This window comes from Methyloferula stellata AR4, assembly GCF_000385335.1.
Taxonomy (GTDB): domain Bacteria; phylum Pseudomonadota; class Alphaproteobacteria; order Rhizobiales; family Beijerinckiaceae; genus Methyloferula; species Methyloferula stellata.
Genome location: NZ_ARWA01000001.1, coordinates 3318507 through 3342126, shown reverse-complemented (window position 1 = coordinate 3342126; position 23620 = coordinate 3318507). Strand labels below are relative to the sequence as shown.

The 23620-nt window shown below is 61.3% G+C and carries 19 protein-coding genes; 16 read left to right on the top strand and 3 right to left on the bottom strand.

Features of this window, described 5'->3' with window-relative positions:
* The first annotated feature begins 385 nt into the window (after positions 1-385).
* The 13 genes from A3OQ_RS0116460 (at position 386) to A3OQ_RS22765 (ending at position 15551) form a co-directional block, all read left to right on the top strand.
* Positions 386-706, top strand: a complete 321-nt coding sequence (locus A3OQ_RS0116460) for a PepSY domain-containing protein (RefSeq protein WP_020176516.1) — start codon at positions 386-388, stop codon at positions 704-706.
* A 21-nt stretch (positions 707-727) separates the two neighbouring features.
* Complete coding sequence (locus tag A3OQ_RS0116455; RefSeq protein WP_020176515.1) at positions 728-1444, top strand: response regulator transcription factor; 717 nt, start codon at positions 728-730, stop codon at positions 1442-1444.
* A gap of 1 nt (position 1445) precedes the next feature.
* The gene (locus A3OQ_RS0116450) at positions 1446-2837 is read left to right on the top strand and encodes a sensor histidine kinase (protein ID WP_020176514.1); all 1392 of its coding nucleotides are present in this window, start codon (positions 1446-1448) and stop codon (positions 2835-2837) included.
* A 116-nt stretch (positions 2838-2953) separates the two neighbouring features.
* The gene (gene ccmI / locus A3OQ_RS0116445) at positions 2954-4048 is read left to right on the top strand and encodes a c-type cytochrome biogenesis protein CcmI (RefSeq protein ID WP_020176513.1); all 1095 of its coding nucleotides are present in this window, start codon (positions 2954-2956) and stop codon (positions 4046-4048) included.
* An 8-nt stretch (positions 4049-4056) separates the two neighbouring features.
* Positions 4057-4551 carry a cytochrome c maturation protein CcmE gene (gene ccmE / locus A3OQ_RS0116440; RefSeq protein ID WP_020176512.1) on the top strand — a complete coding sequence of 165 codons (495 nt, stop codon included), beginning with the start codon at positions 4057-4059 and terminating at the stop codon, positions 4549-4551.
* 10 nt (positions 4552-4561) lie between these two features.
* Positions 4562-6547 carry a heme lyase CcmF/NrfE family subunit gene (locus A3OQ_RS0116435; RefSeq protein ID WP_020176511.1) on the top strand — a complete coding sequence of 662 codons (1986 nt, stop codon included), beginning with the start codon at positions 4562-4564 and terminating at the stop codon, positions 6545-6547.
* Between the two features lie 2 nt (positions 6548-6549).
* Positions 6550-7011, top strand: a complete 462-nt coding sequence (locus A3OQ_RS0116430) for a cytochrome c-type biogenesis protein (protein WP_026595919.1) — start codon at positions 6550-6552, stop codon at positions 7009-7011.
* 137 nt (positions 7012-7148) lie between these two features.
* Positions 7149-8690, top strand: coding sequence for a Do family serine endopeptidase (locus tag A3OQ_RS0116425; protein ID WP_152428492.1), 1542 nt, complete (start codon positions 7149-7151; stop codon positions 8688-8690).
* A gap of 93 nt (positions 8691-8783) precedes the next feature.
* Positions 8784-9467: a response regulator transcription factor gene (locus tag A3OQ_RS0116420; RefSeq protein WP_026595918.1), complete on the top strand. Its 684-nt coding sequence runs from the start codon at positions 8784-8786 to the stop codon at positions 9465-9467.
* A complete protein-coding gene (locus tag A3OQ_RS0116415) occupies positions 9451-10914 on the top strand; it encodes a sensor histidine kinase (protein WP_020176507.1) in 1464 nt (487 codons plus the stop codon). Before A3OQ_RS0116420 ends, A3OQ_RS0116415 begins: the two co-directional genes overlap by 17 nt.
* Entirely contained in the window at positions 10911-13877 is a 2967-nt protein-coding gene (locus A3OQ_RS0116410) for a bifunctional [glutamine synthetase] adenylyltransferase/[glutamine synthetase]-adenylyl-L-tyrosine phosphorylase (RefSeq protein ID WP_020176506.1), read from the top strand. The genes A3OQ_RS0116415 and A3OQ_RS0116410 overlap by 4 nt, the downstream gene beginning before the upstream one ends.
* Before the next feature lie 175 nt (positions 13878-14052).
* On the top strand, positions 14053-14796 hold the full coding sequence (locus A3OQ_RS0116405; RefSeq protein ID WP_026595917.1) for a hypothetical protein: 744 nt from the start codon (positions 14053-14055) through the stop codon (positions 14794-14796).
* A gap of 38 nt (positions 14797-14834) precedes the next feature.
* On the top strand, positions 14835-15551 hold the full coding sequence (locus A3OQ_RS22765; RefSeq protein ID WP_020176504.1) for an NTP transferase domain-containing protein: 717 nt from the start codon (positions 14835-14837) through the stop codon (positions 15549-15551).
* 47 nt (positions 15552-15598) lie between these two features.
* On the opposite strand, the gene A3OQ_RS0116395 is transcribed toward A3OQ_RS22765, so the two are convergent.
* From A3OQ_RS0116395 to metC, 3 genes are all read right to left on the bottom strand, one after another.
* Positions 15599-19006 carry an interleukin-like EMT inducer domain-containing protein gene (locus tag A3OQ_RS0116395; RefSeq protein ID WP_152428491.1) on the bottom strand — a complete coding sequence of 1136 codons (3408 nt, stop codon included), beginning with the start codon at positions 19004-19006 and terminating at the stop codon, positions 15599-15601.
* Positions 19007-19140: 134 nt separating this feature from the next.
* The gene (locus tag A3OQ_RS0116390; protein ID WP_020176502.1) at positions 19141-20019 is read right to left on the bottom strand and encodes a hypothetical protein; all 879 of its coding nucleotides are present in this window, start codon (positions 20017-20019) and stop codon (positions 19141-19143) included.
* A 105-nt stretch (positions 20020-20124) separates the two neighbouring features.
* On the bottom strand, positions 20125-21312 hold the full coding sequence (metC, locus tag A3OQ_RS0116385; protein WP_020176501.1) for a cystathionine beta-lyase: 1188 nt from the start codon (positions 21310-21312) through the stop codon (positions 20125-20127).
* Positions 21313-21614: 302 nt separating this feature from the next.
* Between metC and bufA2 the strand changes: the two genes are divergently transcribed.
* The 3 genes from bufA2 to A3OQ_RS0116370 all read left to right on the top strand — a co-directional run bounded on the left by bufA2 (position 21615) and on the right by A3OQ_RS0116370 (position 23580).
* The gene (gene bufA2, locus A3OQ_RS0116380; protein WP_020176500.1) at positions 21615-21863 is read left to right on the top strand and encodes a BufA2 family periplasmic bufferin-type metallophore; all 249 of its coding nucleotides are present in this window, start codon (positions 21615-21617) and stop codon (positions 21861-21863) included.
* 92 nt (positions 21864-21955) lie between these two features.
* Positions 21956-22804, top strand: a complete 849-nt coding sequence (bufB, locus tag A3OQ_RS0116375; protein WP_020176499.1) for an MNIO family bufferin maturase — start codon at positions 21956-21958, stop codon at positions 22802-22804.
* Positions 22801-23580 carry an HvfC/BufC N-terminal domain-containing protein gene (locus A3OQ_RS0116370; protein ID WP_020176498.1) on the top strand — a complete coding sequence of 260 codons (780 nt, stop codon included), beginning with the start codon at positions 22801-22803 and terminating at the stop codon, positions 23578-23580. The genes bufB and A3OQ_RS0116370 overlap by 4 nt, the downstream gene beginning before the upstream one ends.
* Positions 23581-23620: the final 40 nt, after the last annotated feature.

Sequence of the window (23620 nt, the reverse complement as noted above, 5' to 3'; positions counted from 1 at the left end):
CACTTCCAAAAAATCCTCATTCGCCGGACGACGGCTCTCGCGATCCGGGCCTGCGAGCTGGCCGCTACCCGCCGCCCTGCAACGCGTCGAGGACAGGCCCGGCTTTTTCCAGGGATGGATGTGTTTTGGCCATAACGCATCGGTCCACCGCGGCGCATCGGCTTGGCATGACAATGCCACGTCAAACCGATGGTAGAAGCGGGCTTCCCGATGAGAAGTCGTGGAAATAACGTGATATGGCTGGAGCGATCCCGAGTCGATTGCCCGTAAGATATTATAATTCGGCAATGATACTCTCGATGGTCCGTGCGAGGGGTTTCTTGGCTGGCATCATCGGCTACATTCGTTCACCGCGCATTCATTGCTCAAGAGACAGTTTCGGTCGATGAAAGTTCTCGCACTCGCGCTTGTGGCCTGGACTCTTTCCTGCGCCCTCGCCGCATGCGCCGATCAAGAACGGCAGCGCGTTTGTTTTTCGGCACAAGAGACGCGCGAAAAGATTCGTGAGCACAAGCTCAGCGAACCGTTTCGTGTGCTGAAGTCCACGGCAAGCCAGATGCAGGCGGAGGCCATCGGCGTCAAACTTTGCCGCTGGAAGGAAGAACTCGTCTATGAAATCAGCCTTCTGCGTCGCGATGGACATATTCTCCACGTCTTCGTGAATGCCGCGGATGGCCACACCATCGGCTCTCGAAATGTACCTTGAAATCGATCGGAGGCTCTGTTCGTGAGACTTCTCGTTGTCGAAGATGACAAGGACCTAAACCGGCAGATCGCCGCTGCGCTCGAACAGGCCGGCTACGTCATCGATCGCGCCTATGACGGCGAAGAAGGCTGGTTTCTCGGCGATACGGAGCCTTATGACGCCGTCGTGCTCGATATAGGCCTGCCAAAACGCGACGGCATTTCGATCATCGGCGAATGGCGCAAGGCCGGACGTCTGATGCCGATTCTGATGCTGACGGCGCGCGACCGCTGGAGCGACAAGGTCCAAGGCTTCGATGCCGGCGCCGACGATTATGTGGTGAAACCTTTTCATATGGAGGAGGTGCTCGCGCGATTGCGCGCGCTTTTGCGCCGCGCCGCGGGCCATGCGTCGAGCGAATTCACCTGCGGTCCTGTTGTGCTCGATACGCGCGCGGGCCGCGTTTCCGTCGATGGCAATCCGATCAAACTCACGTCACACGAATACAGGCTTCTGGCTTATCTGATGCATCACGCCGGGCGCGTCGTCTCGCGGGGCGAGATCGTCGAACATCTATACGATCAGGATTTCGATCGCGATTCGAATACGATCGAGGTTTTCGTCGGACGCTTGCGCAAGAAACTCGGCGTCGATGTCATTCAGACCATCCGCGGCCTTGGCTATCTTCTGGCCGTGCCAGGCGAAGCGGCTGGGGGCACGAAATCCACAAAGAGCGATCCCTCAGCTTCGAGCCGTTGATGTGAGCGAAACCCAAAAATCGCGTGGCGGTTCGATTGCACTGCGCCTCTTCGTTTCGGCGGCGTTTTTAAGTTTTTCGATTCTTCTCGTCGCCGGTCTGGCGCTGTCCGCCATCTATCGAAATACCGCGGAAGCGGGTTTCGACGAGCGTCTCGGCGTCTATTTGCGGGCGCTTGTCGCCGATATTGCGACGCCCGTCGACGAGGGTCGCGCGGAGCCCGGTCAATTGGGCGATCCGCAATTCGAATTGGCGCTGTCAGGCTGGTATTGGCAGATCACGAGGCTCGACGATCCGAACCGGGAGATCAAAAGCTCCAGATCGCTTTTCGCGGCGAAGCTGCCGCGCCTCGCCGACCAAGGCATTCCGGTCGGACAAAGCGGAACGCGGCGCGGCTATGTGAAAGGCCCGGACGATCGCCGGTTGCGCATGGTCGAACGGATCATAGACGCGGGCGATCAAGGCACTTTTCTCGTCCAGGTCGCGGCGACGACGGAAGATCTCGACGCCCAGATTGCGCGCTTCCAGTTCGATCTTTTCGTCACCTTCACCTTGCTCGGTCTGGTGCTTGTCGCCTCATCGGCTTTGCAGCTTCGTTTCGGTTTGCGGCCTTTGCGGCAATTGCAGGAAGGCGTCGCCGCGATCCGCCGCGGCGAGGCCGAAAAGATCCAGGGTTCGTTTCCTCAGGATCTCGCGCCGCTCGCGAGCGAAATCAATCTCCTGATCGCCGCCAATCGCGAAGTCGTCGAACGTTCGCGCACCCAGGTCGGCAATCTCGCGCATGGCTTGAAGACGCCGCTGAGCGTCATCATCAACGAGGCCGGCGTCGACGACAGCAGCTTCGCCGGCAAGGTGCGCGAACAGGCGATTTTGATGCGCGATCAGATCACCTATTACCTCAACCGGGCGCAACTCGCCGTGCGCGTGGCGATGAGCGGCGATTCGACAGAAGTGGCGCCCGTCGTCGAAGCTTTGGTGCGGACCTTCGAGAAGATCTACCGCGAACGCGACCTTGTCTTCGTCACGCGCATCGCGCCGGGCGTGCGGTTTTTCGGCGAACGTCAGGATCTGGAAGAAATGATCGGCAATCTGGTCGATAATGCCGGTAAATGGGCCGACCACGAAGTTGTGATCGAGGCCTCGCCTGAGCCTGCCGGCAAAGCCACCGAAGGATCGTTCTTTCGCATGTTGATCGACGATGACGGGTCAGGTTTGACGCCGGATCAGCGCGAGGCTGTGTTGCGCCGGGGCCTGCGCCTCGATGAAACCAAGCCCGGCTCGGGCCTGGGTCTGTCCATCGTCGTCGACCTCGTCGGCCTTTACGGCGGGGCGTTGAAGCTCGGTGTTAACCCCTCGGGAGGGCTGCGGGCAGAGCTTCGCTTGCCCGCCGCGTAAAAATGCGGCACGAAGCCCCGCGATCTGTTCGCTTGAAAAGCGCGGCTTTATCTTCGATCTATAGGCCTTGACCCGGGATCGCCTACGACGGCGCCGTGGGCGTCTCAGGAACATTCATGCTCTGGATTATTTTCGCGGTTTTGACGGGCATCGCCATTTTCAGCGTGCTTTGGCCCTTGGCCCGCGCGCCGAAGCGTCAGAGCGATGTCGAACGCGATATTGCTTTCTATGAGGAGCGGCTCGGCGAGATCGATCGGGAGGTCGAGCGCGCCTTGATCGCGCCCGAAGATGCGAAAGCCGTCAAAGCGGAGGCCGCGCGCCGGCTTCTGGTCTCGGCCGATCAAGACAAGGCACCGGCGCAGGCTTCACAAACGCGGATTCGCCTTGCAACCGCGCTGGGTCTGATCCTGGTTCCGGCCGTGGCACTCGGTCTTTATGCCCGCGTCGGGCATCCGGACTGGCCCGATCTGCCCTTGCAGGCGAGGCTCAACTCGGACCCCGCACGGATGGATCTGGCGACGGCGATCGCCAAGGTCGAAGCCCATCTCGCGCAAAATCCGTCGGAGGGGCGCGGATACGAAGTCCTGGCGCCCGCCTATTTGCGGATGGGCCGCGTCGACGATGCCGTGCGGGCCGCCTCGACCGCTCTGCGGCTTCTTGGCGATTCGCCCGAACGGCTCTCGCTTTACGGTGAAACGCTCGTCGCCGCGGCGCAGGGCGTCGTGACGAAGGAAGCGCAAGAGGCCTTCACGAAAGCGGTCGCGAATGGCGCCTTGGCGCCGAAGGCATCGCTTTATCTGGGCCTTGCCGCCGAGCAGGATGGCGATACTCAACGTGCGCTCGCCATATGGCGAAAACTCCTGGCGGACGTGCCCAACGCGCCCTGGACCGAAAGCCTGCGTCAGAAAATCGCCGCGCTTTCGGGTGAAGCCGGACCGCAATCGACGCCGGAGGGCGCGGCCATCGCCGCCATGCCGGAGGGCGATCGCGATGCCGTGATCCGTAGCATGGTCGATAGGCTCGCCGCGCGCCTTGCCCAAAACGGCCAGGATCTCGAAGGTTGGCTTCGCCTTGTTCGTGCCTATAAAGTCCTAAATGAAGCGGATAAGGCGCGCACGGCCCTGGGCGAGGCGCGCCGCAATCTTGGCAATGACCCGGCCGCGACCGCCCGCATCGACGCGCTGGCGCATGAACTCGGCCTCGAAGGATAGATTTCAGCATGACTCGCAAAACGCGGCGGCTCGCCTTGATCGGATCGGCACTTTGCGTGCTGAGCGTCGCCGTCGGACTCGTGCTTTTCGCGTTTAGCGGCAGCATCGTTTTTTACTACGATCCCGCGATGGTGGCGGAGAAGGCCCCGCCGCCCGGCACGCGCCTGCGCATCGGCGGTCTCGTCAAACAGGGTTCATTTGTGCGTGAAGGGGGTCAATCGATCCGCTTCGACATCACCGACACGAAACATGACGTATTGGTCACCTATACGGGGCTTCTGCCGGATCTCTTCCGCGAAGGGCAGGGCGTCGTGGCCGAAGGCGTCATCGGACCTGACGGATTGTTGAAGGCCGATAGCATCCTCGCCAAGCATGACGAGCGCTATGTGCCGCGCGAAGTGGCCGATGCTTTGAAGAAGCAAGGCCTTTGGAAAGAGGGCGAGCCTTTGCCCGAGACACGCGCAGATACGTCCGCCAATCCGGCATCGAGCGTGAAACAATAGAGCGAGAGCAATGATCGTCGAAACCGGACATTACGCCCTCGTTCTTGCCTTGGCGCTGGCGCTCGTCAATGCGATTGTTCCGATCTGGGGCGCGCGCCGCCATGATCCGCAATTGATGGCGGTTGCGCCGTCCGTCGCGGTGATGAGCTTCGTTCTCATCGCCTATGCCTTTTTCGCACTGACCTATGCGCATGTGGTCTCGGACTTCTCGGTTTTGAACGTCGTCGAGAATTCGCATTCGGCTAAGCCGCTCATCTATAAAATCTCCGGCGTCTGGGGCAATCACGAAGGCTCGATGCTGCTTTGGGTCTTGATCCTCGCAATCTTCGGCGCGGCGGTCGCGGGTTTCTCGCGCAATATGCCGGACGACTTGCGCGCCAATGTGCTTGCCGTGCAGTCCTGGATCGGCGCGGCCTTCCTGCTCTTCATCCTGCTGACCTCCAATCCTTTCGCGCGCCTCGCGCAGGCGCCGGCCGAGGGCCAGGATCTCAATCCGCTGCTGCAGGATCCGGGTCTGGCGATCCATCCGCCGCTGCTCTACCTCGGCTATGTCGGCCTCTCGATTACCTTCTCCTTCGCCGCCGCTGCCCTGATCTCGGGCCGCATCGACGCCGCTTGGGCGCGCTATGTGCGGCCTTGGACCCTGATCGCCTGGATCTTCCTCACGCTCGGCATAGCGATGGGCTCCTACTGGGCCTATTACACCCTGGGCTGGGGCGGGTTCTGGTTCTGGGACCCGGTCGAAAATGCCTCGCTGATGCCGTGGCTCGCGGCGACCGCGCTTTTGCATTGCGCCGCCGTCATGGAAAAGCGCGAGGCCTTGCGCGTCTGGACGATCTTTCTCGCGATCCTTGCCTTTTCCCTGTCGCTCATCGGCACATTCCTGGTGCGCTCCGGCGTTTTGACCTCGGTCCATGCCTTCGCCAGCGATCCGCAGCGCGGCGTCTTCATCCTGGTCATTCTGATGGGCTTTATCGGCGGTTCGCTCGCGCTCTTTGCCTTTCGTGCAGGTGAGCTAAAACAGGGTGGAATCTTCGCGCCGGTCTCGCGCGAGGGCGCGCTGGTCTTGAATAATCTGCTTTTGACGGCGGCCTGCGCCACAGTCTTCGTCGGCACGCTTTATCCGCTCGCGCTCGAAGCGCTGACCGGTGAAAAAATCTCGGTCGGCGCACCTTTCTTCAACGCGACTTTTATCCCGCTCTTCCTGCCCTTGTTCCTCGCGATGCCGATCGGGCAAATGCTCGCCTGGAAGCGCGGCGATCTTTTGGGCGCCGCGCAAAGACTGACGGTCGCCGCTGCTTGCGGTGTCGTGGCGGCGCTCGTTTTCGCAGCCTGGCATGGCGCGCCTTGGGTGTCTTATTGCCTCGCGGGTCTCGCGGTCTATGTGATCACCGGCTCTTTCACCGATCTCACGGGCCGGGTTTTCGCCGATGGCCTCTCTGTGTCGGGCGCGTGGCGCCGCGCGACGGGTCTGCCGCGCTCCGCGTGGGGCACGGCTTTCGCGCATGCGGGTCTTGCCGTTACGCTCTTGGGGCTCGCCGCGACGGGATGGGGCGTCGATCGTGTGCTCACGGTGCGGGCCGGCGAGACGATCGCTCTTGGGCCTTATGAAGTAAGCGTGCTTGGTCTGGTGCCGGAGCAAGGGCCGAATTACTCGGCGCTGACCGCGCCTTCGATCATCCGCAAGGGCGGCGTGGCCATCGCCAAGATCGCACCGGCGAGCCGGTTCTACCCGAGCCGGCGGATGAGCCGGGCAGAAGCTGGTATCGCGACTTTGGGCTTCGGCCAGGTTTACATGAGCATTGGCGGCGCTTCACCCGATGGTGCGATCGACGCGCGGCTCTATTGGAAGCCGCTCGTCAGCCTGATCTGGCTCGGCGCCTTGATTATGGGCTTCGGCGGCATGCTGTCTTTGTCCGACCGGCGCTTGCGGATCGGCGTCGCGCGCCGCGCGCGCGTCGCGCCCGTGCCCCCGGGCGTCCAGCCGGCGGAGTGACGATGCGCAAGCGATTCCTCTTTGCTGGTCTGGCAATCGTTGCGATGCAGCCGCTGCCCGCCTTCGCCGTGCGGCCCGACGAGATGCTCAAGGACCCTGCGCTCGAAGCCCGCGCGCGGGCGCTTTCGAGCGAATTGCGCTGCATGGTCTGCCAAAACGAATCGATCGACGAATCGGATGCGCCGCTCGCGCATGATCTGCGGGTGCTCGTGCGCGAGCATTTGCAGGCGGGAGAAAGCGAGGCGGCGATTCGCCAATATCTCGTCGCGCGCTACGGGGATTTTATTCTGCTCAAGCCCCCGTTCAAGGCTGAAACTTTTCTTTTATGGCTGACGCCGCTCTTGGTTCTCGTCTTGGGCGGCGCTGGAATCGCGCTGGTCTCAAGGCGCCGCTCGCAGGCGGTAGCGCCACTGGAGCTCAATGCTGAAGAACAAGCTAGGCTCGCCGATTTGTTGAAAAAATGACTTAATTCAAGCCTTTTGTTGTCTCCTGGCTTACGAAATTTTCATTCCGCCGAAATAGCGACGTAAGCCGACCGCGCCCATGTTAGCGTTGAAAGGGCGTCCTCCCCCGCCTTCCTTTCATTTGGAGATGCATATCTATGACGAGCTCGAAGTCCCCCCGACCTGATGAGCAGAGCGAAGGTTTTTCAAAGATTCGCAAACATGTCCCAAGCCGTGTCGTTCTGTTGAGCGCGGTGGCGGGTGTGGCTTTGACCGGCGCACTGGCGAATAGCTTTATCTTTCCTTATCCTTCTAGTGCGCTTGCCGAGACCGTGACGCCTGCGGCTCAGGGTGCGTCTTTCGCAGATGTCGTCGATCGCGTGCGCGGCGCCGTCGTCTCGGTCAAGGTAAAAGTCACCGAAGACGCCGAGAGCGACGATAGCAAGCCGAATATTCCGCAGCTTTCGCCCGACGATCCGATGGAGAAGTTCTTCAAGCGGTTTGGTCAGCAGGGCGCGCCGGGCCTCCCGCATAAGCCGCATATCCAGCAGGCGCAGGGCTCCGGCTTCATCATTTCTCCCGACGGTTATGTCGTGACGAATAATCACGTCGTCGAGCATGGCAGCGATGTCACGCTTGTGATGGACGACGGCAAGACCACGCTTCCTGCGACAGTTGTCGGCACCGACAAGAAGACCGATCTCGCACTTTTGAAGATCAAGGAAGGCGGCAATTATCCCTTCGTCGATTTCGCATCGGCAGCGCCGCGCGTCGGCGATTGGGTGATCGCGGTCGGCAATCCGTTCGGGCTTGGCGGCACGGTCACGGCCGGTATCGTGTCGGCCCGCGGCCGTGACATCGGCGCTGGACCCTATGACGACTTCCTGCAGATCGATGCGCCGGTCAATCGCGGCAATTCGGGCGGCCCGACCTTCAATGCGGCAGGCCAAGTCGTAGGCGTCAATACGGCGATCTTCTCGCCGTCGGGTGGCAGCGTCGGCATTGGCTTCGCCATTCCGGCCGATACGGTGAAGAGCGTCATTGCCCAGTTGAAAGACAAGGGCACCGTCGCACGCGGCTGGATCGGCGTGCAGATCCAGCCTGTCACGGCTGAGATCGCCGACAGCCTCGGACTGAAATCCCCGAAGGGCGCACTTGTCGCCGAGGCGCAGGCGGATTCGCCCGCGCAAGAGGCCGGCATCAAGTCGGGCGACGTCATCCTCGGCGTCGACGGCGAGAAGGTCGAAGGTCCGCGCGAACTGGCCCGCAAGATCGCGGGACTTGGACCCAATGCCAAGGCGGATCTGACCGTCTGGCACGGCGGCTCCGAGAAGACCGTCTCGGTGAAGCTCGGCAGTCTGCCGCCCGATAAGGAGGCCAAAGCCGACGCCGACATGCAGTCCGAGAAGAGCTCGCTGGCAAGCCTCGGCCTGTCGCTTGCTCCCGCCGCCGCGGTTCCGGGCGCCGGAAAGGAAGGCGTCGTGGTCGCCGAAATCGATCCTGACGGCGTCGCGGCGCAGAAGGGTCTTAAGGTCGGCGATGTCATCGTCGAGGCGGGCGGTCATGCCGTCAGCAAGCCGTCCGACATCACCGCGGTCATTGCCGACGCCAAGAAGGATGGCCACAAGGCCGTCCTGCTCCGGGTGAAGAGCCCCGAAGGCATGCGTTTCGTGGCGATCGGGACGAGCCCCGCCGGCTAGCCCAACCGGTTCGTTCACTATGCACGCCAAAACAGTGGGCCGGGGGATGATCTCCCGGCCTGCTTTTTTTGTGGAAATCGCTATATGACATCCATGCGCATTCTTATCGTTGAAGACGATCTCGAAGCCGCCAATTACCTGGTCAAGGCTTTCAGGGAAATGGGCCATGTCGCCGATCACGTCGCCGACGGGGTCGAGGGCTATGAGCGCGCGCGCGACGAGACCTATGACGTGCTCATCATCGACCGTATGCTGCCGAAGATGGACGGGCTCTCGCTGATCGGCGGGTTGCGGGCGCAAAAAATCACGACGCCGGTCCTGATCCTTTCGGCGCTCGGCCAAGTTGACGACCGGGTGAAGGGACTTCGGGCGGGCGGCGACGACTATCTGCCGAAGCCCTACGCCTTTTCCGAACTGCTGGCGCGGACGGAAGTCCTGGCGCGGCGCAATCAGCCGAGCACGACCGAAGACATGGTCTACCGGGTCGGCGGGCTTGAGCTTGACCGGCTTTCTCATAAATTGACGCGGGCCGGGAAGGAAATCTCCCTCCAGCCGCGCGAATTCCGCCTGCTCGAATATTTGATGAAACACGCCGGACAAGTCGTGACGCGGACAATGCTTTTGGAAAATGTCTGGGATTATCATTTCGATCCGCAGACCAATGTCATCGATGTTCATATTTCACGTTTGCGGTCGAAGATTGATAAAGGTTTCGATCCGCCGCTCCTGCAAACCATCCGCGGCGCGGGATACATGATCCGTGACGCCTCTCGGTAAGCTCTTTCGAACGACCGCCTTCAAGATATCGCTCGCCTATCTCGTCATATTCGCGATCGGCGCGGGGCTCGTGCTGAGCCGGGTCGGCTGGCACGTGAAAGAGCTGATCGACGAGCAGATCAAGCAGACGATCGACACCGACATCACCGGCCTTGCCGAGCAATATGCGCAGGGCGGCATCAGGCAGCTCACGACCGTCATCGAGCGCCGCGTCAAACAGCCGGGTGCCGGGCTTTATCTCGTCACGACCTATGCGGGCGAGCCGATCGCCGGCAATATTGCGAGCCTGCCCGCGGGGGTTCTCTCACAGGCCGGCACTGTCGAGACCAATTATCAGAGGCCGGGCGACGCCGGCGGCTTGCATCGCGCCTTCGCGCGCATCTTCATCCTGCCGGATGGCTTCAGGCTTCTTGTCGGTCATGATATTGAAGAAGAGGAGAGCCTGCGCCAGATTCTGTCGGGTGCGCTGCTCGCCTCGCTCTTCTGGCTGACGATCATCGGCACTTTGGGCGGTCTGCTTGTGGCGCGGCGCGTGCTGACCCGTGTCGATTCGATCAACGCGGGGGCCCGCCGCATCGTCGCAGGCGATCTCTCCGGCCGCCTGCCGGTGACGGGATCGGGCGATGAACTCGACCGGCTGGTTTTGAACCTCAACAGCATGCTCGATCGGATCGGCGAATTGATGGCCGGCTTGAAAGAAGTCTCCGACAATATCGCGCATGATCTGCGCACGCCCTTGACGCGCCTGCGCAACGGCGCCGAGCAGGCCTTGCGCTCTGCTTCGTCCGTGGACGAGAACCGGCTCGCGCTCGAAAAGGTCATCGAGGAATCGGACAATATGATCCGCATCTTCGACGCGCTTTTGATGATCGCCCGCGCCGAGGCGGGCGCCAGTCCCGAAGGGATGGTTTCTTTCGATGCCGCAGCGGTCGTGCATGATGTCGGCGAACTCTATGAGCCGGTCGCGGAAGATCGCGGTGTCACATTGGAGACCGAGGCGGAGCCGGGGCTTTTTATCGAAGGCAGCCGCGAACTGATCGGTCAGGCGCTCGCCAATCTGATCGACAATGCGCTGAAATATGGCACGCCCATCACGGCATCGCGGGACGGCAAATGCACCGTGCCGGAAATTTTCGTCACCGCGCGGCGCAATGACGGCATGATCGAAATCACCGTTGCCGATCGAGGCCCCGGCATTGCGCTTGCCGATCGCACCCGCGTGCTCGACCGTTTCGTGCGGCTTGAAAATTCGCGCTCGCGGCCCGGTTCGGGCCTCGGCCTTTCGCTCGCCGCGGCCGTCGCGCGGCTGCATGGCGGGACCTTGCGTGTCGAGGACAATGCGCCGGGTCTGAGGATCGTAATCGCATTGCCGGCGGTGGCGCATCCCGTGGCGCTTCCCGCGCCCGCGCCCGTGCCGGCCTTGGCTTCGCCCGGGACAGCGGCATGAGTGGCGCGCCGCAGGCGAGCCGGACCCAATCCTCATTGCCTTTGTCGCGGCGGATCTCGACCGCGCCGCAATTAACCGATGCCAAGGCCGCGGAACGCCGTCTCGCGGATTTTCTTGGGAAGCATGGGCATGAGGAGATCGCGCGTCTCGCGGCGGATAAAAATATTCGGGCGCTTCTGCAAGGCATAGCCGATCATTCAGTCTATCTTTGGCGGCTTGCGGCCACCGATCATCGGAGGCTCGCACGGCTTTTGAACGAGGCGCCCGAGGCCAGTCTGCGCGCCTGCCTCACAGGCCTGGAGTCGGCCTGCGCGAGCATCGACCGCGAGCAAGATCTCATGGCGCGGCTGCGTCTGGCCAAGCAGGAGATAGCGTTGCTTGTCGCGCTCGCCGATCTCGGCGGTGCTTGGGATCTCGTCGCGGTGATGGACGCGCTATCGGACGCCGCCGATCTTTTCGTGTCGCTCGCGCTGCGCTTCATGTTGCGTGGAATGTCGGCGAACGGAAAACTACATCTCACCGATCTCGCAGTGCCCGAGGCAGAATGCGGGCTTGTGGTCGTCGCGCTCGGCAAGCTCGGCGCGCGCGAACTCAATTATTCAAGCGACATCGATCTCATGGTCCTGTTCGATCCGGCCTCGGCTGCCGTGCCGGACGGAACCGACCCGGGGCCGCTGTTCGTCCGTCTCACGAAAAATCTCGTGCGGCTTTTGCAGGACCGCACGGGCGACGGCTATGTCGCGCGTGTCGATCTAAGGTTGAGGCCGGATCCCGGCTCGACCGCGATCGCCGTCGGCCTGCCTGCGGCTTTGTTCTATTATGAAATGTACGGCCAGAACTGGGAGCGCGCGGCGCTCATCAAGGCGCGGCCCATCGCCGGTGATCTCGCGCTTGGGCGAAGGTTTTTGCATGAATTGACGCCTTTCATCTGGCGCAAATATTTCGACTATGCGGCGATTGCCGACATTCATGCGATGAAGCGCCAGACCCATGCGGTGCGCGGCCATGCCGAAATCGCGGTCGCCGGCCATGACATCAAACTCGGCCGCGGCGGCATTCGCGAGATCGAGTTTTTCGTCCAGACGCAGCAATTGATCTTCGGCGGCAAAAGACCGGATCTGCGCGGTGCGCGCACGCTCGACATGCTGCAAAGGCTCTTCGAGGACGGCTGGATCACGCGCGAAGCGGCTGATGAGCTCAAAGCCGCCTATATCGCGTTGCGCGGCATCGAACATCGCTTGCAGATGATCGCCGACGAGCAGACGCATCGCTTGCCGCTTGAGAAGGACAAGCTCAAAAAGTTCGCGCGGTTTTGCGGATTTGCGCGCGTCGATCAGTTCAGCCGTGCCTTGACGCGGCATTTCCGCGACGTCGTCTTTCACTACGCGCTTCTCTTCGAACATGCGCCGGATCTCAGCGCCGAATTGGGAAGCCTCGTCTTCACCGGCGTCAGCGACGATCCGGAAACACTCGAAACCTTGGCGCGGCTTGGCTTCAAAAATCCGTCTCTCGCGGTCGAGACCGTGCGCGGCTGGCATTTCGGGCGCCGCGCCGCCGTGCAGACGGCACGGGCGCGCGAAGTGCTCACCGAACTCGTGCCGGACATGATCCAGGCCTTTGCGCAATCGGGTGCGCCCGATGCCGCGCTCGCCGCCTTCGATCAGGCCTTGGCCCATATGCCGGCCGCGATCGAACTTTTTTTGATCCTGAAATCCAATCCCAACCTGCAAGCTCTGTTCAGCGATATTCTGGGCTCGGCGCCTCGCCTCGCAGGCATTATCGAGCAGCGGCCGCATGTGCTCGATGCCGCGCTCGATACGCGGCGGCTCGACATCCCGCTCGACGAAAGATCTTTCGAAGACCGCGCCGCCTTCGCGCTGCGCAGCGCCGCACATATGGAGCAGTTTCTCGATACGGCGCGGGATTTCGCGCAGGAGGAAATGTTCCTCATCAGCCTGCGGCTTCTGGCCCAGCTGATCGATGCGCAGACGGCGGGACGCGCCTTTTCAGCGCTGGCGGCAGCGGTTGTCCAGGCTTCGCTCCGGCAGGTCGAGCATCAGATCGCGGCAGACCATGGGCATGTGCCGGGCGGACGCTGCGTGGTTGTTGCCTTGGGCAAGCTCGGCTCGCGCGAGATGACGGCGACCTCAGATCTCGACTTGATGCTGATTTACGATTTCGATGCGGAGCGTCCCGTCTCGGATGGCGTGCGGCCGTTGCACGCCGGGCAATATTATGCGCGCATCGTGCAGCGGCTCGTGTCGGCCTTGACGGTGCCGACGCGGCGCGGCCGGCTCTATGAAGTCGACATGCGCTTGCGTCCGTCAGGCGGCAAAGGTCCGGTCGCTGTGCAGATGAGCGGCTTTTCCACCTATCAAATGCATGAGGCCGAGACCTGGGAGCATATGGCATTGACGCGGGCCCGCGTCATTGCAGGCGACAAGGCTCTCGCCGCTGAGGTTCAGTCGGCGATCCGGGCCATTATCTGCTCGCCGCGCGGCGAGAGCCTGCGCCGCGACGTCCTGGCCATGCGCAATCTGATCGCACGCGAAAAGGTCGAAACCGGCCCCTGGAACCTCAAGCTGACGGCTGGCGGTCTGTTGGATATCGAATTTCTGGCGCAATATTTATTGCTGCGCCACGCTCATGATGAGCCCAATTTCTATGCGATTTCGACCGCCGAATTGATCGATCAGGCGGCAGGCTTCGGTTTCCTCACCTTCAAGACCGCGCGGGATTTGCTCCAGGCGCATAGCCTCTATACGAATGTGACCCAAATCCTGGGGGTGACTCTCGCAGGGGATACGCCGCCGCCAGCCGCGAGCCTGGCTGTCAAGCGGCGTTTGGCCGGTGCTGCCGATCTGCCGGATTTTGCCCATCTGGTGCGCGAACTCGAAGAGACGCGGGCCCAAACACGCCGCATCTTTACGCGGCTTCTGACAACGGATTGGGCACGACCTTAAGCCGCAAGCGTGCTTAATGTATCTGACACATTTGGCAAATTCCGGACGGTAATCGTCATTCCAGAAAAGACCGATGAGCCGCTATTCGAACCAGAAACGGGCCAAACGGGCCGCGACGACTGCCGCCACGCCTTCCAAAGCCGGCACTTCCAAAACCAGCGCGGGACCGGCTGCCATGACTGACGTCAAGACACGCAAAGAATGGATGAACAGGGCGGTCACGGGGCTTGATCCGGCGCTCTTCACCGAGCATCTGGTCGGCTGGCTTGAGGCGACCGCCTATTTGCGCAGCCGCTCCGAGGCCGCGGCGTCGAAAGACCCGATCGCTGAGCTCGGCGGGGCGATTCCGCTGTTTTCCGCCGCCGATCTGGAAAAGCCGCCAGTGCGCGCCGTGGCGGATGATGCGGTTTTCGCCTTTTGCATCATTGCCGCGCTCGCCGCCGATAAGGCCGCCGTCGAAAAGCTGGAAGCCTCTTTGTCGGCGCGCTTCGGCGAGGCATTTCCCGGCAGCGCGGCGCTTGGCTGCTGTCTTCGCGGATCCGAAACCGGCGATCCGCTCGATACCGCCGTCGGCGCCTTCATCAAGGATATGCTGGAAGCCAAAGCCTTCGATCCGCGAGACATCTGGAATGCCGGCCTGCGGCTTCTCGAAAAGGCGCGTCAATCGAATTTCGTCCAGGAGCTCATCGGCGTGCTGGCCAAATGGCACAGGGATCGCTGGACCCACATCATCACGCAGCAGCTTTTCAACGTGACACGGCCGAGGGCGACGGTGCCGCCGATTGAAGAGGTGCTGAGCGATGACCGGAATGATCAGTGCTTCATCGCGTGCTTGCTGATCGCCGCGACCGGTGCCGTCGATCTCGAATTCGACGAAGCCTATCGCGCGCATTTGCAGGCTCTTGCGCGGCGGGGCTGAAGCCTGATTAACAACCAGATGATGATGGCTGCGTGTCCATGAAAGTCGTGGCACTCCTGACGACAGGGTTGAGATCGTCGATCGGCTCCGATGCCCTCCTGCGCGAGGTCGCGGGCAAGCCGCTTTTGGCGCATGCGCTCGACCGCATGGCGCGTGTCGACAAGCTCGACGCGATCGCCGTCGTCGCGACGGATTCGCCCGCCGATGCGGGGATCGAGCGCTTTTGCAAGGCGCGCGGGATCACCTGCTATCGTGGCAGCGGGGAGGATGGTCTCGGCCGTTTGCTCGCGGCGCTGAAGGCCGAGGCCGCGACCGCGGGCGTCGTGATCGCCGCCGATGCCCCGCTGGTCGATCCGGCGACGATCGATCATGTCGCCAATCTGATCCGCCTGACGGATGGCATGGTCGATTGGATCGGCACGCCGCTCACCAAAAGCTATCCGCTCGGCATGGAGGTCGAAGCCTTCACCGTCGCGGCGCTCGACGATTCGAGTCGCCGCTGCCTCGATCCGGATGAACGGCGCGAAGGCACGACGCATTTGCGCTCGAACTCGCGTCTCTATCGCTTGCTGAGCGTCACGGCGCCGGCCGAGCAGCATCGCCCCGAACTCGATTTCTCGGTGACGCCCGCGAGCATGCCGACCATCGAAGCCGTTATCCGGCATTTCGCCGGGCGCGACGATTATGGGCTGACCGAGATGATCGCCTTCCTCGACGCGCGCTCGAAGGGCGCCAAAGGCACCGCGCGAGTATAGTTTGATCTGGCTGCACCAGAGACCGCTTGCCGGCAGCGGCAATATTTTCACGGGTCGGGCGGCAAGGCATCGAGCGCAGCGAGCGGATCCGTTGCCGTCCAAACAAGGTCGTTTATAGTCTTGACGAGGCGGGGCGCATCTCCGGTCGTTGTCACCCAATCGGTTTCGATGAAATTTGGGACTCGCTGGAAGAACTTTGCGTTTTTCTTCACGCGTGCGAGGAGACGATTATAAGCGTTTACGGTCGGGTAATTGGCGTAATTCAATGTGCTCAATACGGGAAAATGATTGAAGATCAGGCCGACCCTCCCGGCCTGTCTGTTTTTACTTTGATCGCGTTCTGCAGGATCCGGGGAAAAGAAATTGAACCAATCCTGGTCGGAATACCAGTTTTCCCGCATATAGCGCCAGACAAAGGGAACGACGTGACGCAACGACTGCGGTGATCCTTTGTCGCGATCGACAAACATCACCAGCCGTTTGTTGTCCGTTTTCATTTGATCGACAGTGGGCCAATTGAACTGCCCTACATTCAAGTTGACGTCCCATGTCCGGGCACCGGAAGGAGGATTCGCGGAGGTGCTGTCCGGCCAGAAGATCAGGTCGGTGGCATTGCTTGTGGCAAAAGCTGCGACGAATAGGGCGTTGCTGGCGGCATCCGGCAGCGTGTCGCTTTGGCTTTCAAACAGGATTGTCACGATGTCGTTCGAATTGGCATTCAGGAATGTGACGATTTCGGTCAAGGTCGCCGACAACAGCCGCGGCGGCGAGGGCATGCCTGGGGACCCGCAATATCCGTGGCAGAGATAGAGATCGTTCGTCCCTCCGGTGGTGGGCGAATAGACGAATACGTCTAGTGCGAAAGCGCGGACCCCTTGCGCAAGCTGCTCCGTGACGCTGCCTTGTTGCTGTGCGGCTAAACTGTTCCAGCCGTCGGTGACATTGGCCATCGCATTATGCGCGGTCAGAAATGTAAATTCGTTATAGCGTCTGAGTTTCGGCGGTACGTAGACGGGCAGCTGGGCCGGCTGCGCGGGAGTTGCTCCCCAGTCCATATACCAGAGCACCATGATGGCAAACACGACCACTGCGACCGCGACTGCAGGGTTGGCTTCCACATGCGCCGGTGGAAATGGAAACCAGGTGGAAAGCGAAGCCGACCCGTTGACGCGCACCTGCTCCAAGGCCGATCCAGGCGCTAGTCCCTTCACGCCGATCATGACCCAAGAAGAATTCAGGCCTGCCCAAGTACTATTTGGACGAAGCGCGCGGATGAAACCGCTGCCCAGCGTTTCGCAGGCGAGCTTCGCCCGTTCGGTCAAACCGGTCGCGGCATCGCCCATGGTTGCGACCGCCACGATGCGGCCACGCGGCAATTGCTCGATGATCATGGCGAAGGCATCGGCTTGCGCGGAGCTTTGCGCCGGCGTCACATAGCCTTGCTGCAAAAGATTTCCATTGGTTTGATCGATGATCGCGAAGTTGAGTCCGGCGCCGGGAAGCCCTGCGACCGCGGTGCCCTTGACGGTGATCCAACTGGGATTGCTCGACGAGCCGCCGGCTAAGGCCGCGATGTTGAAGCCTCGGCCCGAAAACAACGAGTCGGGGAATAACCAGTATCGTGCACTCGCGGGAGAGTTGTTGGAAAGTGCTTCCGGGACTGAGGTCGATTGCGCGCCTTTCTTGCCGATGATGGCCCAGGAGCCACGATATTGCAGGTTGCGGATCTGGCGGCTGCCGAGACTTTCGCAGGCGCGCTTCGCGCGTTCCGTGAGATTATTCTGGGCTTCGTCGCACACCGCGATGGCAACGATTCTTCCTGTAGGCAAGGCTTCAACCATGGCGGCGAAGGCGTCCGCTTCGGCGGAGGAACCGCAGGTGTCGTAGCTACGCGTGAATGTGGCCTGACCGGTTGTTTCGTCGATCACCACGACATTGAGACCGCGGCTGTTCACCGAAGCAAGGGGCAGTTTGGAAAGGTTGGGCGAGATCGAGATCGATGCGCGATTGCCGACGGAATTGCCGGCGGAATCCACTTGGACCTCCATGAAGAGCCGTGCAAGACGGCTTTGGTCTCTGGCGAACCAGGCTTCAAGCCCGACGGCGCCATCGTTGCGCAGCACCTCGGGGACCGAACCTGGCGCGCAGCCTTTGCGTCCGAGGATGGCCCATGAGCCGTGAAGCGCGAGATTGCGGATGAGGCCGCTGCCGATCAATTCGCAGGCGCGTTTTGCTCTTTCGCTCAGATTGGCGAAGGCGTCGTCAGCCACGGCAATCGCTACGAGTTCGCCCAGGGGCAACTGTTCGATCATATCGGCGAAGGCGTCGGCGGCGCTGCTTGAACCGCCGGTATCGAAAGTCTGGATCTTGGCCATGGGGTCGATGCCTTGGCCAATCACCGAGACGTTGAGACCACGTCCGAACGTTGCATTTTCGGCGAGCGCCGCGAGCGCAAAGCCGCCGACTGTGAGGTTCGCGGCGGCGCCGAAGGAAGTTCCCGCCGAAGCGAGCGCCAGCGATATTCCCACGCGCGAATCCGTAGTTTCGGGAAAATGCCAATAGACACTCGTGACCGGGGAATTACCCGATATGGTCTCGGCGACGCTGCCGCGCAGAGCATCCTTGAAGCCGATCATCGACCACGAGCTACGAAAGCCCAGCTTTCGAATCTGGGCGCTGCCCAGGCTCTCGCAGGCGAGCTTCGCACGCTCGGTCAATTGAGTGAAGGCATCGTCCAAAACCGTCACGGCGACCATGCGTCCGGCCGGCAGGCCTTCGATCAAGGCTGCGAACTGGTCCGCAGGACCTTGCAGGTAGGTGTCGAAATTATAGGTCGCCAGCACAGCGGCGGTGGTGCCGTCCATAACGGCGACATTAAGACCGCGCCGGTAGCCGCCACCCGCAATCGCGATCGCTGCGCCCCGCATCGTGATCGAGGCTTGGTTCCCGCCGTTCCATCCCCCCGACAGAGCCGCGATTTCGACACCATTGGCATTGTCGGTTAAGGCGGGGACGTCTTTAACCAGGTGCACGGCGGCGAGATTGGACTGCTGTTCCATGGCTGCGCCAGGAGCGGCACCGCGTTGTCCGATGATCGCCCATGAGCCAAGATTGGTGAGGTTGCCGATCAGTCCGCTGCCGATCATTCGGCAGGCACGTTTGGCCCTGTCGGTCAAATTTGTCGCCGCGTCACCTTTTGCCGCGACCAGAACATATTGTCCAACAGGTGTCTGTTCTACCAGGGTCGCGAACGCATCGCCCGCACCGGGGTCGCCGCCGGTGTCGAACACCGCAGTTTTGAGGATGCTCGCGTTAATCTCGCTGAGGATCGCAACGTTGAGGCCGCGGCCGTAAGAGCCGCCCGGCATTGGTATAATTGTGCCCCAACCTTTGATGAGGGCCGAATTGCCGAAGTTGGGGCCTGCGGAAGAAATGTCGATTTCAAAAGTTGGCATGAGCGCCACTCGCGGTCAGAAAAGATTTCCACTTAAAAAAGGATCGGAGCCTATGGCTCCGACGGATGTGGGCAGCAATTTTAAACTATAGGATCAGAATATCCGTTGTACACATGACAATCATGTGTCGCGCATTACGACCGCGCCATCAGTTCCACCGCCAGCCCGTAGAGCCTGAAACGCGCGGCTTCCGGCAGACCGCTCAGCGTTTCAAGATAGATCTGCCCGACGTTGCACATGCGCGTGTCTTGGATCGGCGGATCGGCCGATTTGCCGTCGAGCAAAGCCTCGATTTCGGCCGTGTTGAGGCCCTGATCGCGCAAGGCTTTTTCGAGCAGTTGAAAATCGGCCTCGCTCGGCGCCGGGCGTTCGATCTTGTTCGCCTGTCCGTCGGTGATGGCGTCCAATCCGGCGAGCGCCATATCCGAGACGAGCGCCCGATTGTCGGAGGAGAATGAGAAAAAGCCGCGGCTCGCACCGCCATAGAGGAAATCGACGCAAAGACGCTGGTCCTTGGTGCCGAGCGCCCGCATCATCGTCAATTGCATGTCGAAAATCTTTTGCAGCGCCGGACCATTTGCCTTGGCTGCCAATATCCCATGCGACAGACGCAAGGAGCGCACGGCTTCCGACATCATCGCGTCTATGTCGTCCGTCTCGCCGGCGCTCGCCGCGCGCTTGGCGAAAGTGTCCATGATCGTCTCATATTCGTTTGGAAAGACGAGCTTCAGCCGGTCGAAGAAGCGCATATATTCGGGCGATTGCGCCAGTTGCGCTTCGATCTTCTGGCGCATGTCCGCGCGCGCTGCGAGATCCGAGGCGGATGGCTGATCCGGCTTGGCTGCAGGCGTATTAACGATCTTGGCCGGGGCAGGCTGCTCCGTTTTGAGCGCCTGTTGGATGAGGCTCCAGCCGAGAATCAGCGAGGCAATGGCTGCGAGGCCCAAGATCGCCAGCCGCAGATCGTCGATGCTCAGGCGGCTGAGCCGTTCCTGTAAGCCCTGTAATTTCATACCACTGTTACTATCACGGTTTTCTGACATGCCCCAAGATAGCACGACAGGAGAAAGCCGCGACACGGGACGCAAAGCAGCGTTAAGCTGGCGGCCCGAGCGTTCTCAAGGCGTCGCGTGCATGCGCTCGAACCCGGCGGCGAGGTCGGCCTTGAGATCCTCTATATCCTCAAGCCCGATCGAGAAGCGCAGAGCCGGGCCTTGCGGCGCCCAGGGGGTCGCCGTGCGATAGGTCTTGCAGTCGAAGGGAATGACGAGGCTCTCGAATCCGCCCCAGGAAAACCCCATGCCGAAGAGCTCGAGCCCGTCGAGAAAGGCCGCGAGCGCCTGCTGCGAACAGGGCGCGAGCAGAATCGAAAACAGGCCTGAAGAGCCGAGAAAATCGCGTTTCCAGATCTCATGTCCGGGGCAGGAGGGCAGGGCCGGGTGCAGCACCTTGAGCACTTCCTTGCGGCCGCCAAGCCATTGCGCCATGGCGAGGCCCTGGCGCTGCGCCTCGTTGAGACGCAGTTCGAGCGTCCGCATGCCGCGCAAGGCGAGGAACACGTCTTCCGGTCCAGGGCACATGGCGAAAGCGTCGTAAGTCGCATGCAGCGCCGGATACCAGACCTCATTGGCGGTCACGAGGCCGAGCAGAAGATCCGAATGGCCGGAAAGATATTTCGTCCCGGCTTCGAGCGAAATATCGACGCCGTGTGCATGCGCCTGGAAGAAGAGCGGCGTCGCCCAGGTATTGTCGAGGATCGTGCAGATGCCCTTAGCTCGCGCGACGGCGACGATCGCCGGAATATCCTGCACTTCGAATGTCTGCGACCCTGGCGTTTCGAGAAAGATGACGCTCGTATTGGGCCGGATCAGCGCCTCGATACCGGCGCCGATCAGCGGCTCGTAATAAGTCGTCTCGACGCCCATGCGCTTCAAAATCGTGTCGCAGAAATTGCGATTGGGCCGGTAGACGGAATCGCTCACGAGAATATGGTCGCCCGCCTTGACGACCGCGAGAAGCGCTATGGCTATGGCCGCCAATCCGGTTGGCACGATGACTGTGCCCTTGGCACCGGAAAGCTCGGTCCATGCGGTCTGCAAGGCCTCCGTCGTCGGCGAACCTTGCGTTCCGTAAGTAAAGGGCATCCGCCGGTTCAGCAGATCGTCCAACGTCGGAAACAGCACTGTCGAGCCACGATAGATCGGCGTATTGACGAAGCCGGATTGTTCAGAAGGCTTGCGGCCGGCATGAACGAGCTTGGTGCGGTTTTTGAGATTTTTTCGGCTGTCCGCGGGTTTTTCTGCCATTGATTCGTCCACATGCCTTCATGAGCTAAGCTCGTTGATGCGTAAAAGCGCCGCCTCGAATAATCTATAAAATTAGTCGTGTTTTGAATTCTACCTATACCCGGGGCGGAAATAATTTTTCGAGAAGGTCATCGCCCTGCCTTCCACCTACGTCACGATTGTGACCGTTCGACAGCCGGCCCATGTGGCAGAGTAACAGAACAGTCCCGGCCGACGAACAGACCATGGGCGAATGACCGTCCACAAATTGGTTCATGAATTGTCCGCGCGCGCGGGCGAAGTCCAGGGAGTGTGAAATGAAGATGAATATTGTGTCGGGCAGCAGCATTGCGGTCGCAGCGATCGCTCTTGCCATGAGCGGCGTTTCCATTGCGCCTTCGAGCGCAAAGTCGGCCGGTGTCCATTGCATGGGCATCAACACCTGCAAGGGCACGTCTTCCTGCAAGAGCGCGAGCAATGCCTGCAAGGGTCAGAACTCCTGCAAGGGCCAGGGCTGGGTTCCGGAGAAGTCCGCGAAGGCCTGCACCGCCAAGGGCGGCACCGTCGGCTAATTCGGCTCACGCAATAATTGCTCTCGCGATGCCCGTCATCGTGAGAGCCTCGCCGCTGACATGATGAGTTCAACGCAATAGGGAGTGCGTCCGTGCAAAAGCCTGCGCCTTTAGGTTTTGGCCTCGGCCTGCGTCCGATCTATTATCCCGATATTCTCGAGCATAGACCGCCGGTCGATTGGTTCGAGATCCTGTCTGAGAATTACATGGTGCCGGGCGGCAAACCGCTCACCATGCTCGACCGTATCCGCGCCGATTACCCCATCGTCATGCACGGCGTTTCGATGTCGATCGCTTCGACGGCACCGCTCGATTTCGATTATCTCGCTGCGTTGAAGTCCCTGGCAGATCGCGTCGAGCCTGCCTGGATTTCCGATCATCTCTGCTGGACCGGCGTTCACGGCCTCAATCTGCACGATCTTCTGCCGATCCCTTATACGCGCGAAGCGCTCGATCATGTCGTCGGTCGCATTTCGCGCGTCCAGGACTATCTCGGCCGCCGGATCGCGATCGAAAATGTGTCGAGCTATGTGACCTTCGCCGAATCTGAAATGGACGAATGGACCTTTGTCGAGGAATTGGCCGAGCGCGCCGATTGCATGCTTTTGTTCGATGTCAACAATGTCTTCGTCTCGGCGTTCAATCATGATTTCGATCCGCTGGCCTTTATCCGCGGGGTTAAGCCGGAGCGCGTCGTGCAGATGCATCTCGCCGGCCACTCGTCCTGCGGCACGCATAAGATCGACACGCATGACGAGCCGGTATGCGACGAGGTCTGGACGCTTTATGCCGAGGCCTGCAAAAGATTCCCCGGCGTTTCGACCATGATCGAACGTGACGACAATTTTCCACCCTTCGCCGAACTTGTCGCCGAGCTGGATCACGCGCGGGCCATTGCCGCCGATCCGGCCCAGGCGCAGCCTGCCGAGGTCATGGCATGAGGCTCGCGGAGCTTCAGACCACCTTTCAGGATGCGATCCTGAACGAAGCGCGGGAGATGCCCGGCTCGATCATGGCCTCGCGCCGCCAGTCCGCGATGGAGCGTTTCGGGGTCTATCAAGACGCTTATCGTCTGAGGCTCGCCGAATTTCTTGCGAATGACTATCCCGTTTTGCACAATGTGCTCGGCGACGAGGGGTTCGATGCCTTGGCCGAGGCCTATATAAAAGCGACGCCGTCTTCGCATCGCAATGCCCGCTGGTACGCGCGGGACTTGCCGGACTTCATGCGGATGCGCGAGCCTTGGCAGGAGATCAAAGCCGCCATCGATCTTGCCGCCTTCGAACGTGCGCTCGCCGATGCCTTCGATGCCGCTGACGCCGATGCGCTGGAGGCCTCAGTGCTCGGCAGCATTGCGGCGGAAGACCAGCCGCGGCTTTGCTTTACCTTCCAGCCAGGCCTCGCGCTTCTAAGTCTCACGCAAGGGACGGTTGGCGCCTACGAGGCGGCGGCCGAGGGCCTCGATGCGGCGCCGCCTTCGGGCCCGCAGGAAGAGCGCGTTCTCGTCTGGCGCGGGTCTTCGCAGCAATCCTTTTACCGGTGTCTCGAAGAGGATGAAGCTTTGGCGCTCGACAGCGCCGGCATGGGCGGCACCTTCGCCGAGATTTGCGGCTTGCTCAGCCTGCGCATGCCGGAAGAGGAGGCCGCCAATCAGGCAGCGCTCTATCTCATCCGCTGGTTCGGCGATGGGCTGATTGCCGGTGTCGCCTGCGGCTGACACGATCTCGACGTATGATCTTAGTCCCGAAAAGCCTGCA